The sequence below is a fragment of the Acinetobacter sp. BSP-28 genome (assembly GCF_044130285.1).
Lineage (GTDB): Bacteria > Pseudomonadota > Gammaproteobacteria > Pseudomonadales > Moraxellaceae > Acinetobacter.
In genome coordinates, this window is the sequence record NZ_JBIQOB010000032.1 from 15,525 (window position 1) to 30,909 (window position 15,385).

Below are 15,385 nucleotides of genomic sequence, written 5' to 3' on the forward strand. Positions count from 1 at the left end.
CTGATCTGGTCATTCAGGATATTCAGGTTTCCAATCCTGCCCCGGATGCGGGAGATACCATTACCGTTACTTGGACAGTCACCAATAATGGAACCCGAGATACCCGCGTTTCATCCTGGTATGACGGCATCTACCTGTCACTGGACGATAACATTGATATGGCGGACTATCCGCTGGTGGACCGTGGTAGTGAGTTTGAAGTTTTCTCAAGAGTAAAACAAACCACGATTTACAATGCTGAAGGCAAGGTCGATGTACTGAAAGTCGGGCAAAGTTATACTCAATCGGCCACATTTACCCTTCCATCGGCAATTGGTGGAAAATTCAACATTATTGTCAAGACTGATACGAATTACACCAAAGACTGGGAAGAGCCAGTTCCTTCTTCAATTCGTAAGTCACTGGATACCATTGATAAGGTACGCCAATACGATCAGGGAGCTGTTCTTGAGTTCAGGGATGAAGGCAATAATGAAAAATCAATTGAGCTGAACGTTAATTATGTTAGCCCACCTGATTTACAGGTGGTCACTGTAAACAGCCCACTGAGCGTGATTTCAGGACAGAAAGTTGATATTTCCTATGTTGTTAAAAACATGGGAGGAAAAACACCGGGCGATCAAAAATCCTGGACTGACCTGATTTATATTTCGACAGACCGCGTACTCGACTTGAACAAGGACAAACTTCTGGGCTATGTCAATCATGGCACAGGATTAGCCGCAGGTGCGGAATATACCGCCTCAATTCAGGCACAGATTCCGACAGATATGAAGGGAACCTACTACGTCTTTGTGATTACGGATCCTGCTTATTATCGTGATGGTGCAACAGGAAAAGTATTTGAATTTGACAATGATCTAAACAATGCCACTGCGGCATTGCAACCCTTGCTGATTATTCAGCCAGACCCTGTCGATTTGCAGGTCACAGACATCGTGATGCCTGGTCAGGTGAAAACGGGTGAAAAGCTTACGGTTCAATATACCGTGCAGAACAAGTCCGAATATCAGGCACATGGCCGGTGGTCAGATGCGGTCTATCTGTCGCGTGACAATGTCTGGGATAATCAGGATCTTTTGCTTGGACGTTATGCCCATAATGGCGGTTTAAGCGCTCAGGGGACTTATACCGGTTCTGTGGAGGCGATGCTTCCTGCTATTCAGGATGGACAATGGTACATTGTCGTGCGTCCTGATATTTATAATGAAGTTTATGAAGGCAGTATCATTTATACCGAAACAGGTCTGAATGTTGCTCCAAACGAGGCAAATAATGAAACGGCTTCTGCATCTACCATTGCAGTGATAGTGCCAAAATTATTGCTGAATACCAGCACGGACCTGCCTTTAAGCAGTGGCAACAGCTATTTATACAAGGTAGATGTCAACGAAGGCGAAACCTTGCGTATCCGTCTGGATTCAAGTGCGCTGCAAGGTTCAAACGAACTGTATATCCGTTATGAAGCAGTACCGGGAAGCGGTCAGTACGATTATGCCTATACACTGGCAAATTCACCTGATCAGGAAATAGTGGTGCCGACGACACAAGCCGGTAGTTATTATATTCTGGTTAAGTCAAGCAACTCTGCGAAAAATACAGCAGCAACTATCATTGCAGAAACTTTACCGTTATCTATTACCAAGGTTACCCCTGATCAGGGCGGAACAGGTACAGACGATTATCGCTGGGTGACAGTCGATATTTATGGTGCGCAGTTTGCTGCAGGGGCACTGGTGAAATTAAGCCGTCCGGGTGTCTTCGAAATTGAACCAGAACGCTGGCAGGTGATTGATGCAACCCATATCCGTGCGGTATTTGACCTTCGTGAAGTACCACATGGTCTGTATGACATTGTAGTGGTGAATCCAAATGGCGACCGTGTGACTGAACCGTATCGCTATCTGGTGGAGCGTGCCATCGAGCCTGATGTCACCATTGGTCTGGGGGGAGTGAACAGTGTCGAGCCAGGAAACAGCTCTTTATACAGTGTTTCATTGCAAAGTTTGACCAATGTGGATACGCCATATGTGCGTATTGACATTGGTGCAGTGGAAATGGGCTATAACGAGTACTTGCTTGAGGGCCTGAATTTACCATTCCTGATTTTTGGTTCAAATGTGGGTGGTCAGCCTGCCGGCATTATCTATGGCGATCAGGCAAATACCCAACAATATGGCGTAACGCCAACCGATCAGAGCCAGCTGCAAAATATTCCATGGGCAAGTCTGGACAGCACACTGAATACTGCGGGTATTAACCTTGCTCCAGGTTATGCATTTGACTTTAATGCTGCTGGTTTTACCGGGTTCACCTTTAGCCTGAAGACTTATCCGGGTCTTAAAGAATGGATTGAAATGGATTTTGAAGGGCTGAGAGAGCAGCTTTACATGATTCATCCTGAGTGGAAAACGCAGGGACTATTGGATAATGGTATTTATGATTTAAATAAAATTGCACCTGGGCTAGCAACACGCTTCCTTGATCCAGAAGAGCGACTGACTGATCAGGAAGCCATGGCGCTGGCTTTCCGTTTCAATATTACTGCGGCAGCAACACCAATCAGCCGTGCAGAATTCATTCAGGATCAGGTGCAGCATGCACTGAAAATGCGTGATGCCATTGTGGAAGATGCATCTGCCAGCATGAACCTGAAAGCACTGGCAGCTGATGAGACGCAATGGGTGCAAGGCTGGCTGGCGGCATTGGAAGAAGCAGGATTATTACGTCCGGAAAATGAAGCACCGGCCATTCGTGAGAACATCAATGTACTCAGCCTGACCGCCAATCTGGCAACCGGTCTGTTATTGTCTAAAGCAGGTGAAAGTTATAAATCACAGGCAAGCATCAAGGCATTCTTTGAACAGATTCAGCAATGGTATGGCGATACGTCCAAATGGGCGGGCGATCCTGAAGCATTAAAAGCGAAGGTGGCTTATTACGAAACGCGTTCCAATGATGAAGGCGTCTTTGTAGAAATCCCTGTGCCTGAAAATATTACTGCTGAAGACTTATTGCTGAACAATCAGGACAACCCTCACTTTATTAACTTCAATGTATTTGTCGGGGATCAGTCCTATCTTGAATACCTGCGTAAACTGGGTCTATTGGATGAAGATTTCAATCCGGTAGGTGCTCAGGCACTGGCGTTAAAACAGTACTTGCAGCAAATGGCGACAGTGAATAACGATGTGATTCGTGTACAGGGACCTTCGGTGATGCCGCATACAGATGGCAAATCCTATGTACCGGCAGAAACCGCATTGCCATATAAAATCAGTTTCCAGAATAGCAGTGAGACTTCTTTAAATCAGATTCGTCTGGTTTCTCAAATTGATGAACAGCTTGATCCTTATAGCGTGCGTCTGACTGACATTAAAATTGGCGATATCAATATTCATGTTCCTGAGAACCGCAGCAGTTTCACCAGCGATTTTGATTTTACCGGCAGTCTTGGCTTTATTCTTCGAGTCAGTGCAGGTGTAGATGCTGAAAATAAAGTATTGAACTGGTTAATCCAGGCGATTGATCCGGCGACAGGCGAAGTGTCAAAACTGGATTTACATTCGCTATTAAAAATTGATGGAAATAATAAAGGTTTTGTCGGTTATACCGTTCAGTCGTTGGAAACGTCGGCATCGGGTGAGGAAATTGTTACCCAGGCCCGAATTTATCTGAATGATACGCCGCCGGTAGACAGTCAGGTTTACACTTATGTACTGGATAATCATCGTCCGGCTACTGTGCTTAACGTGACTTCTCAGCAAAGCCCGGTTGCAGACCAGGTTCATTATAAAGTGGACTGGACTGCTCAGGATGATTTAAGTGGTATCCGTTATGTCACCTTGTATGTGGCTGAAAATGGCGGTGATTTCAAAATCTGGAAAAAACAGCTCACACAGGCTGCAGGTGAGGCTTTATTTGTTGGTCAGGCAGGAAAATATTATGAATTCCTTGCTGTAGCGACAGATATTGCGGGTAATCAGGAAACTGCCAAAGTAAGCAACGCCGTTATCCCGGATGATGGTTCCCGTCAGCAGGTTCTGAGTGAAATTGGCAGTAATGAGTCGCTACAACAGACTGCACAGATGCCTCAGGCTGCCCAGGACCGTGATTATTTAGATAATGCACTGTTTACAGAAGCACAGAAGGGTTTTGCAGGACAAATTGATAAAAATCAAAGTACAGACCTGAATTCAATATTGTCTCCATTTACCCTGAATGCTTTTGCAAGTGGCTTTAATGCCAGCCAAGGTGAGGTTGGTGCGCTGGCAATGATCGAATTGCCGGATCACAGTATTTTAGTGAGCGCAGGAGAATACCGTAATCAGCTGTTTATTTATGCTGAAGATGGCGGTGCGACGCAGAAACCATTATTTACTTTTGACCAGCCAATTATGGATATGGCACTGGATTCCAAAGGTCAATTATGGGTACTGACAGGTGCCGAGTTGTGGCTACTGGATTATTCTACAGGCCAGATCATAGAAAGATTTAAGGGTTCTGCGAATGAGCCATTAACACATGCTATTGTAGTTGAACCAGAAACAGACCGTATTTATGTATCTTCAGGTAATGGCATCGAAATTTTTGATATCAATGCTCCTGAAGGTCAGCGTTGGACGCATTTCTCCAATTCGCTGGTGTCAGATCTTGCTTTTGGTCCTGATGGCCGTTTATGGGCAGTACGCTGGACCAGTGCGAATATTTTGTCCAATCTAGGCAAGACTGATATCATCAGCATGCCGTTATCAGGCAAGACCAAAGGCCGTGCTGAAGTTGAATATACCCTGAATGGCTTAATCGACAGTCTGGTATTTGGGCAAAAAGGATCGGCATTTGAAGGCTTGCTGTTTGCTTCAGCGAACAATAGCCAGCAGCTGACCAACAACAGCAAGTCGCTGGTCAAAATTGAAAATTCATCCGTATGGATGATCAGCCTGGCCAAGCATCAGGCGGTGCAGTTGGCTAAAGGTGGTTCACGTGGTGAATCCATCTTGATTACCCATGATCAGCGCATTCTGGTTGCACAGACCAATAGCATTGATGAAATTGCATTGCTGAAAGCTCCAACAGTGATTTCAAGTTCAATTCAGGATGGTGCATATTTACCGTTGCCATTAAGTTATGCAACGCTTGGTTTTGATCAGGCGATGTGGCTGGGCAACAATGGCAATGACAGCAGTGATGTTGCCAGTGTCCTTAACCCAGAGAATTACCGTTTTGTCGGATTGGGTAAAAATGTCAATCAAACCCTGATTCCTGAAGCGGTGAAATGGGATAAAGCAACCAATAGCGTCATTCTGACCTTGCCAAATATGGCAGCAGGTCAGTGGCGAATTGAGGTTTCATCAAATCTGCAAAGTGCGAAGCAGACCCGACTGGAAGGTGTCTATACTGCGGCATTTACTACAGTGACCGACTACAGTGCCTTTGTCAGCATTGGATTTGATAAAACCCGGGCTGACCGTCTGAATGGTACAGTCAGTTATGATGTAAAACTGACCAATATCGGACAGGACAATATTCAAGGGCCTTTATTACTCCTACTGGATCCAGGTCACTACTTTAATGGTAGCATTGTGACAGGTCAGCAGGGACAGGGCGTTCAGGATGAATTGTGGCTGCTTGATCTGGGAAGCTATATACAGGCACATGGTGGCAGCTTAAAAGCGGGCGAAAGTCTGTCTGGCATCACGGTATCTGTGGTGAAAGCAGAAGATTTAACGCTTTCTTCAGATGCTGCACGCTTATTAAAATTTGATCTTTCACATCAGGTTTTTGCATTGCCGTATGACAATCAGCCTCCTGTGATTAGCTATGATGAAAATCAGTTAATTGCCAAGGTTAATGAAACCTGGACACTGGATTTGGATGCTGTCGATCTTGATGGTAATCAGTTCCAATGGAGTGTGGTCGATGCGCCACAAGGTGTAAGTATCACCTATCAAGCCGAAGGTCAAATTAATGATCAGGGCTATATCTCGCATGCACAATTGAGCTGGACGCCAGATACCAACGACCGTACAGACAGTGAAATACTGATTAAAGTTGTGGATAGTCGTGGCGGTGTGGCCTTTAAACGTCTGAAACTTGAAGTCGTGGGTGCCAACCATGTTCCTGTGATTTCTGCCATTCGCGACATTACTCTGACTGAAGGGCAAAGTCTTGCACAGCAATTGCTGGTAGCGGATCAGGATGGTGACCGTATTGCCATGTTGGTACGTAATCTGCCAGCAGGTGCCGAGTTTGATGCAGCTACCGGTATGCTCAGCTGGACACCAGCCTATGATCAGGCCGGAGTTTATGAAGGAATTGAACTGGTTGTATCCGATGGCAAACATGAAAGCCGTTACCAGTTCAAAATTACAGTGAAGCAGGGCTTTGAAAAACCTGTACTTTACGCCGTCGCTGAACAGCAGTTACGTGAAGGCGATCGTTTCACTCTACAACTTGCAGGTCAGTTACCACACGGATTGGAGCAATATTCGGGCTATGACATCGAACTGAAATACAGTGCCGAGTGGCTGCCAAGCGGTGCGATATTAAATAAAGAAGCCGGCTGGCTGGAATGGACACCTGGTTTTGCCCAGGAAGGTCAATATGACATTCCACTTCGTCTGGTGGCAACCTATACACCTAGCAATGGTGGTATCCCGGTCAGAACGGTAGCAACGCAAACCTTAAAGCTGATGGTTCATAATGCCAATGCAGCGCCACAGTTCGAATCCGCAGCAAGCTGGACCGTACTGGAAGGTTCAAGTGTTCGCTTAAGTGTCTTTGCATTTGACCCGGACAATCCTGGATTTGAGCCTGCATTCAAGTCCTACAGTCAGAGCCAGGCTGTTCAGATGACGGATATTGCGCCATCAGTGAGCTATGAAGTGTCGGGCTTACCTGAAGGGGCTGTATTTGATCCGGAAACGCTGGAAATTTACTGGAATCCGGGCTATCAGCAAGCAGGCATCTATAAAGTTCGAGTGGTTGCGACAGACGATGGAAATGGCACAGGAACCCCACTTTCCACAGAACGCATTTTTACCATTAACGTATTAAATGCGAACCGTGCGCCAGAAATTGGTGATCTGCAAAATGTTATTGTGGATAAAGGGTCAGTATTGGAAATACCGGTTTCGGCTACAGATAAAGATGGCAACAAGATTGATCTTCAAATCGAAGGTTTGCCACCATTTGCGACTTATGTTCAGGTCCAAACCGGTTCGGAAGTAAAAGGAATCATCCGCTTTGCACCAACTGAGGGGCATCGTGGGGATTACACCATCAATTTAACCGCATTTGATAATGGTGATGGCGATATCAACCAAATACAGGCAACCAGCAAAAGTTTTGTGCTGACTGTAAGAAGTTATAGCGAAGCACCAATTCTGAATGTACCAGCAAACAGCATTGCTGTGGCGGGTCAAACCATTCGTATTCCGGTATTTGTATCGGATCTGGATCAGGATGAACTGAGTTATGTGGTTCAGGGCTTGCCGGCAGGTGCTCAGCTGCTTCAAAGTAATCAGTATGGCTATGCAGAAATTGTATGGACACCTACAGCAAATCAGGTCGGTCAGTACAATTTGAGTATTCAGGTTTCTGACACTGGATTGCCACCTGGAAATCTGGGCTACAGTGTACCTGCGGATTACGTTCCTGTTCCTGGCGTTGCAGTTAGTGATATCAAGATCATTGTGCGCGCTGCCAATGCTGCGCCAGAGCTGCTGGATATTCAGGTTAATGCAGGTGGAACAACACATCAAGAAAATGATGTACTGGTGATTGATGCTCAGGAAGGGCAAATGCTCAGCTGGACCATGCTGGTCAGAGACATAGATCAGGACTCGTTAAGCTGGTACTTCAGTCAATTACCTCGTGGTGTCAATATCACGACCCAGTCTTTGGGTAATGGTCAAAGCCAGTTGTCCTTCAGCTGGTTGCCAAGCATGTTTACAGCTCAGGGCAGCCTTGCTTCAGCCGATCTGGGACAATATAACTTTATGGTCACGGCAACTGATGGCAGCACTTCATTTAGCCAGAAACTGCGCATCAATATCAGCAATGTCAACCAGCAGCCAGTCTTCAGCAGTGTACCGCTGCAACTGGTCTATGAAGGCGAAACCTTGGCCTTTAACTTGCTGGCTCAGGATGCAGATAACGACGCACTGCGCTATCAGCTGGTTCACGATGAAAATACACCAGAAGGCATCTTGGTGGATGCGACTACCGGTTATGTCGAGTGGACACCGACGGCGGATATGGTCAACAACATCAATGCTGATCAGCAAGCCTATGATTTGACCTTCATGGTCAGCGATGGACAAATCACTGTACTGAAAAAAGTTCAGGTACGTGTGCTGGATGTAAATAAAGCACCATCCATTCAAACTACAAACCGTACTTTACTTGTAGGTCAGGACTTTGGACTGGACGTAATCAAAGCTGCTCAAAATAGCCTAAGTAATGACGGCAATATTTGGGTAGCTGATGCAGATGGAAATACACAAACTCAGGGCTTAACCGTCAGTTTTGATCAATTACCTGAAGGTGCAATCTATGATGCAGCAACAGGAAAACTGAGCTGGACACCTGGTCCGGGACAAATTGGCAAATTTGTGATTTATGCCCGGGTTTCTGACGGCTATGACACCGTTCGTCAAGCCATTACGCTGAATGTGGTTGCAGAACGCAATGCCTATACTCCTGATTTACATATTGAAACAACGCCAGCTATTCCAGTCCTTGCCGGTCAAATCGTAACAGCGACCGTACGTGCAGATAGCTTCGGCGCCATTGCCTCAACAGTGGCTGAAGTCCGTGGGAGTGCCATGGGAACAGAGCAATGGCAAACGGTTGTACTGGATTCAACAGGCCGTATCAAGCTGACAGGTCAGCAGCCTGGTCTGATTGAAATCAGAACCACAGTTACCGATATTGATGGCTTTACCCAGCAGCAGACGGAAACAATTCGAGTCCGTGATCCATTGGATACGGTTGCACCGGTGCTGTCATGGCAGGGACTGTTAAATGGCGCTTCTTTACTGAATGAGCCGCTTGTCATACACGATCTGACTGAGATTACAGCCTTGGTGAAAGAACAGCAATTGATGGGCTATAAGCTTGAAATTGCCAGCAATAAGGCAGGGAATTTGCAATGGCGTACATTGCAGGAAATCTCCCTGAAAGCTGAATATAACAACCAGATCGTTGATGTTTTGTCACTTGATCCTGCATTGTTTGCCAATGGTGCATATCAGTTACGTCTGAGCGCTTGGGATCTATCAGGCCGTCTGGAAGAAATTTATGCCAATGTTGAAATTAACAGCAGTCAAAAACAACTGAATCTGGCAACCAGTGTAGATGTGACCTTCACACTGGGTTCGCAGAATATTGATATTGTCCGCTACATGACAGCAGACAATACACAGGGTGATTTCTCTAACTGGCTGACCAGTTTATTTGATACCCAGTTGACTCATAATCAGCGTTTGACCACCAGTATTGGTACTGTTGCAGCATGGCAAACAGGTGCACAGGTTTGGTTACAGATTCCTCAGGGACTTACAGGTCTTGAGGCACAACAAATGCAGTATCTGAATTTCAGACTAGATTTACAGCGCACCTATGCAAATGGGGCAAATACTGGAATCAGCCAATTAACGCCATTGTTCAGTTCCGATCAGGGCTGGACATTAACTGCGCATAGTACAGAACAGCGCATGGTCGAGAATCTGATTCAACAAGGCCAGAGTCTGTATAGTGAAAGTACTGGCCTGGCTTGGGTACCATCGTACTTTGTACTAACTTCACCACAGGGTGTTCGTTATCTGCTTGATCAGTCTGGTCAGGTCATGTCTGTAGAGTTTAGCAATGGTGAAAAATGGCTGGTTGGTCAGAACAATATTGTTCTAACGGGTGGACAGACTCAGCAATTTATTGAATTTAAACGTGATACTCAAGGCCGAATCAGCCAGATTACTGGTAAGACCGCAGTAGGCAACCAGATCAGCCTGTTGTACCGTTACAACGCTAATAATCAGCTGGAACTGGTACGTAACCTGATTACTGGTGAAGTGGTGCAGCGTTATGTATACGCTGAAATAGGAGAGTTGTATCTAGAGAAATCCACTGCTTATCTGGGTGCGACTGTGGACTGGATGAATTCATCTGTGACCCAGCCTCAGTGGCAGGGTCAGATTGACCAGGGGACACAATACTTTGACTTTGCCCTTCGTGAGTCAGAACTTGCTTCTACCATTAAATCAATGGGCGCATCTGGTGCAGTAATTATTGCAGTAGAAACTATTGGTAATGTTCAGGATATTACCATTAACGATGCAACAGTCGTATCACAGCAACGGGTTGGAAACAGACTGATTACGCTGCTTAGACTGACCAGTGCAGGCTTTAAACAACTTGCTGTGACTGCTGAAGGAACGGTAAGTATTCGTCTTTCCGTAGCCGGTGACATGAATGCCGATGGTTATGTCGATGGACTGGATAGTGCATTGTGGCAACAGGTCCAAGCGTCAGCACAACTGCGTGACTTGAATGGCGACGGCATTGTTAATAATACCGATCTGCAAATTCTCTATGCCAATTATGGCTGGAAAACCAATCAGGCACCGGTCAATGTCGTTGCAGATGGTGAACAAGTTCTGAAAACACATACTGACTTGACTGTAAGTGGTGCACTGAATCAGATTGCAGTGGACCGTGAAGGAGATGCTGTTTACTGGAATATTCTTTCTAGTGCGCATGGTACGGCACAATTGTCAGCCAATGGTAAGAACTTGAGCTTTAAACCTGAAGTTGGATTCTCTGGCTATGCCACTGTGACTTTACAGGCTGATGATGGTTATGCCAAAGGTAAGCCAATTGAGCTGAGTATTTATGTCAGCGATGCGAAACTGGTACTGATTCATATTGAACGCCTTGCAACTTTAGCTTTAGGCAACAGTTCAACATTACAGATTACTGCTGACTTTGAAGATGAAGAAGGTGTGGTCTTAACGCCAGATTATTTACAGTTCATTAGTGATAATCCAGATGTATTGACAGTGGATGCACAAGGTAATGTGACAGCTAAAAAAGCAGGGATTGCCACTGTTCACGTGTCTGCTCGTGGTATTGAAGGGGTGAATGCGATTTCTGTCAGTCTATATGGAGATGAACCAGAACTGGATGATAACGGTTTTGAAGTGGATGTTTATCCTAAGGCTGTGACATTGCCATTGAATGGTGAACGTCAGTTGAAAGTGTCAGATGTAGAGGGCAATAAAGTCTCTGCGGCATCAACGGGTACCAAATATTATATCAGTGATAGCAATATTGCCGAGATTAGTGCCGATGGATTGATCCATGCAAAAGCAACAGGTATTGCTCAGGTGACAGTGATTCATAATGGTCATCAGTATAGCTTTAGCCTGATTATCCAGCAGCCTGAAATGGGTTCTGCTGTGGTAGATGCCAAGAAAGGTGCGGTGGTACAGGATGAACAGGGCAATGTTTTGATGGTGGCTCCTGGTTCAGTTGCAGAAGGTACTGAGGTTTCGATTAAGTCTAAATCATTAGATGATTTGGGCATGCCTTTACCAGCACCTGATGTACTGACTTCATTGGCTGCTTTTGATATCAATATTGGTGATGATGAGGCTAAGCTTCCTTTACAACTGGCAATCAAAGTACCTCAACAAGTTATAAATTCGAAAACGGGTGAACTAGAAGAACTTACCACTGGAACAGAAGTCTTTTTCTGGAAAAAAGGAACGGTTACTGATGCGGATGGGGTAACTCATGATATTTGGTGGCTAGTTGATAATGGTGTTGTTGGGGATGATGGTGTAGCACGTACAGCTAGTCCACCTTATGATGGCGTTTCACAACAAGGTACTTATGTCGTTAGTTATAAAGAGTTAAAAGGCTATGAAGATACTGGTGCAATGGAGGTTCGCTCTATAAATCAAGCAGCAGTATGGGATGCTTTCTTCTCATTGCAAATGGGCATCGCAATGGCGCCTCATCCAATGATGGCAGTGTCAGCATTGGGGATTTTCGCAGCTGCAGCAGTACCAAATATGGCAATCAAATATACAATTTTTGGTAGTTATCAAAAAGCTATTGCGCCGGAAGCATTTGATGCCGCAAATATGTCTATTGAATTTCCACTTCCTCCGGAACGCATGGATGGCTATTCACCAACGATTACCAAGTTGGGATATGAGGTACAAAATAATGAACTTACTCTTACGGGTGAAAATTTTGCACCAGGTGGAACATATCAATATGACCTAAAAGTATGGTTAGTGCCACGTGGTGAGCAGATTGGTTTGCCAACTCAAGAAGGTGTTAAGGCTGAAAAAGGTTTAGTTTGGCAGGCATTTACACCTGAAATAATCGACTTCGGGAAAACTTTAAAAATCAAATTGCCTGAAGACATAGCTTTATCTATGCATCTTGTATATGTGGAGCGTATTTTAAAAGTTTCTGACAGTGGTGGTGATAAGACAGCTGGTTTACCTGTCGATAGTAATGTTGTGCAAACTTGGACTTTAGGGACAGACAATGTTTTAGTTGTAAATCGTTTTGAGATTACGGTTATGCGTTCAAAACAAATTATACTAAGTGAGGAAGATACTAAAAAAGCAACCAGTGGCGATTTAATCAAAAACAAATTAAGTCAGGAAATTGTGGCTAAAGTTTCAAAAGATGAACATGGCCAGCCTATAGAGTTGTATGGAAGTAATGAGGATCAGATAGCTTTTAGTGATGATGGTAGCTTGGCTTTTATTGGTGGTCGCAATGGTAAGATTTATGTATTTGATAATCAAACCTTAAAAATTGTCTATACCATTCAAGCTAAGGGTTCAATTTCTGGTTCTAATTTTGTCGGTTTGGCTGTAGTTGGTGGTTGGTTATATGCGGCTGAAAATACAAGACTGATCCGCGTTAACATCAATCAAATGGACTCAGAATTTCTAAATGAGATTCAAATTATTAATCTTGGTTTAACATTAACGAATGGTTTCCAAGCAATTGCTGTTAATAACATGAGTTATCTGGCACTTACAGAGACATCAGGTTCACGTTATGGTTGGTCGGGTAATTCACCATCAGGTCATGTTTATATTATAGACCTTAATAAGATTGATGATTTGGGAGATATAGATTCTAAATATATTATTCACATTGCACCAAATGATTTTGGAAATGCTAGAGGTCGCCATCCTGCAAATATTATCTCAGGTACAGGCAATGCTGAATTTATCCTTTCAAGTGAACAGGATTACAATAATGGTTTTAGTACTCTCAAATTAAGTACAGATGAAAAAGGTAATCTTACAGGTAAATTTGAGATCAAATCCACAAATTTAAGTCCTCGTGAAGATGACCCAAATTATTTGAAGAAGCGATTACAAACTTCACTACAAAATGCTTCTGGAGTAGTGTTAGTTGAGTATGATGGTATTGAATATGCCATTGTTGCAGATTACTTCAAATATTTTACTAATGTATTTTGGAATTTTGATGATGGTTACGGTGCAAATAAACAAATGGGCGGAAAACTTGGAATTATTCAAGACCCATTTGATAAACAGGGTAAGTTTAAGTTCCTAGGTACAACTACACCTATTCAATGGGGAATGGTGGAAAACCTACAAATTGCCAATAATGGACTTTTATATGCAAATGTTTTAATCAATTATCCAATTCTGATTAATAATGGTCGTATGGAGCCGACATTATTTGTTTGGGATGCTAAAGGTATTATTGAAGCTGCTAGAAATGCTGATAAACGAGGTCAAGCTAGAAATGTACCAATTGATCGTATTGCGGGCCAAATAGACCCAACTCCAATAGATGAAGCGACCCCGATTCGTATTGATTCTGGAGATACAAATTTATTTACTGGTTGGATCACTAGTATTGGAGCTTATAGTACACCTGGGCGTATTGTAAAATTGAATAAAATCAATATTAATTATTCAATTTATTCAATTGACGAAGTCCAATCTGCAAAAGAACAAGGTAAACCTGTACCAGAACAACCTATAGTTCCAGACAATTACTACACACAAATGCTTGGCATTACTGATCAGCAAGTAGCGGAAGATATCGCTAATGGAAAAACTGACAAATGGTCTGCCGCTAAATATTTTGGAAAAGTAGTTTTATATAATGGATGGAATTTCTTTACCAACGGTTTCGTAGATCGTCAAGGTGAGCGTTTAAAACAAATGGATGATGGAACTCTGTCTTCTACAAATTATTGGACCTCATCTCTAGTTGATGGAGTCGTTTCAGTTGGTTCTATTGCTGCGACAGCAAAAGTAGGCAATTGGGCTGATGATATTGTTGGCGGAGGATTAAAAGGAATTGCTGCTGATAGTGTCGCTAGTGGTACATTATTTACTTTGACACAAAGTGCTGGAGAAGTAGTTACATATAATTTAACAGATGGACAAACAGGGAAATCTCTAGATAAGAAACTCGGTGAATTCAGCTTATCGGGTTCAGTCACACAACTTGGCTCTGATACCATATCAGATATTGGGATAAGTGCTGCCGCTGGCTTATTCGGGCGTATACCAAAATCTAATCATAAGATTATTTGGACTGCGCCATCATTATCTAACCCAACCCCATTTAAAATAGTTCAGCCTGATTTACAGATAGATACCCGTGGGCTAAGGGGATCCTTGGCCGATTCGACAGGAGGTAATATTTATAATACTGCTGGTGGTCAAATTGTCATGGCTCATTCAGGTGACAGGATAGATATTCCAAAGGCGGGTAGTTCTAATTATGACGTTGCAATTGAGTGGATGAAAAATATTGGTTCGAAAATTAAATCATATTTAAATCCTAATGTTTCTGTATTAGAACAAGCAAAACAGGCTGTGGAATTGCAGAAATCAATTATTGAAGCAAGTCGTAATTCTATGATAGATGGTAATGCAGCCAATTATGCTTCAGTTTTTCAATCAGTTAAAACTTTTGATGACTTACAAGCTGAATTAGTAAAACAAGGTTTTTCTGGTACGCCTTTATATAACAAGATGATTGATGAGGCGATAGAAAATACGCAATTCATAGGTTGTTTTATTGCTGGTACTCTAATTCGGGTTCAAAGAAATCTTGATTTACCACATATAATGTGGAAACAGATTGAAGATATTCAAATCGGAGATCTAGTTTTATCAAGACCTGAGGATGGTACAGAAATTCAGGAATATAAGCCTGTAGTCAATACTTTTAAACTAGAGAAAAAACCGGTATGGGTACTGCGTGCTTTAGAGTTAGTGGATGATTTTAGTAACAATCCAACTCTTCCTTCCGAAATTATCGCAACACCTAACCATCCCTTCTGGGTATGTGGCATCGC

The 15,385-nt window shown here is 43.6% G+C and carries 1 protein-coding gene (running past one end of the window); it reads left to right on the forward strand.

All coding sequences use genetic code 11. The annotated features are described in order from the left end of the window. Window positions 1-15,385, forward strand: part of the annotated coding region (locus ACE01R_RS16445; protein WP_395552585.1) for a CARDB domain-containing protein (this coding region is incomplete at its 3' end). 12,988 nt of the annotated region lie to the left of the window's left edge; 15,385 of its 28,373 annotated nt are in view.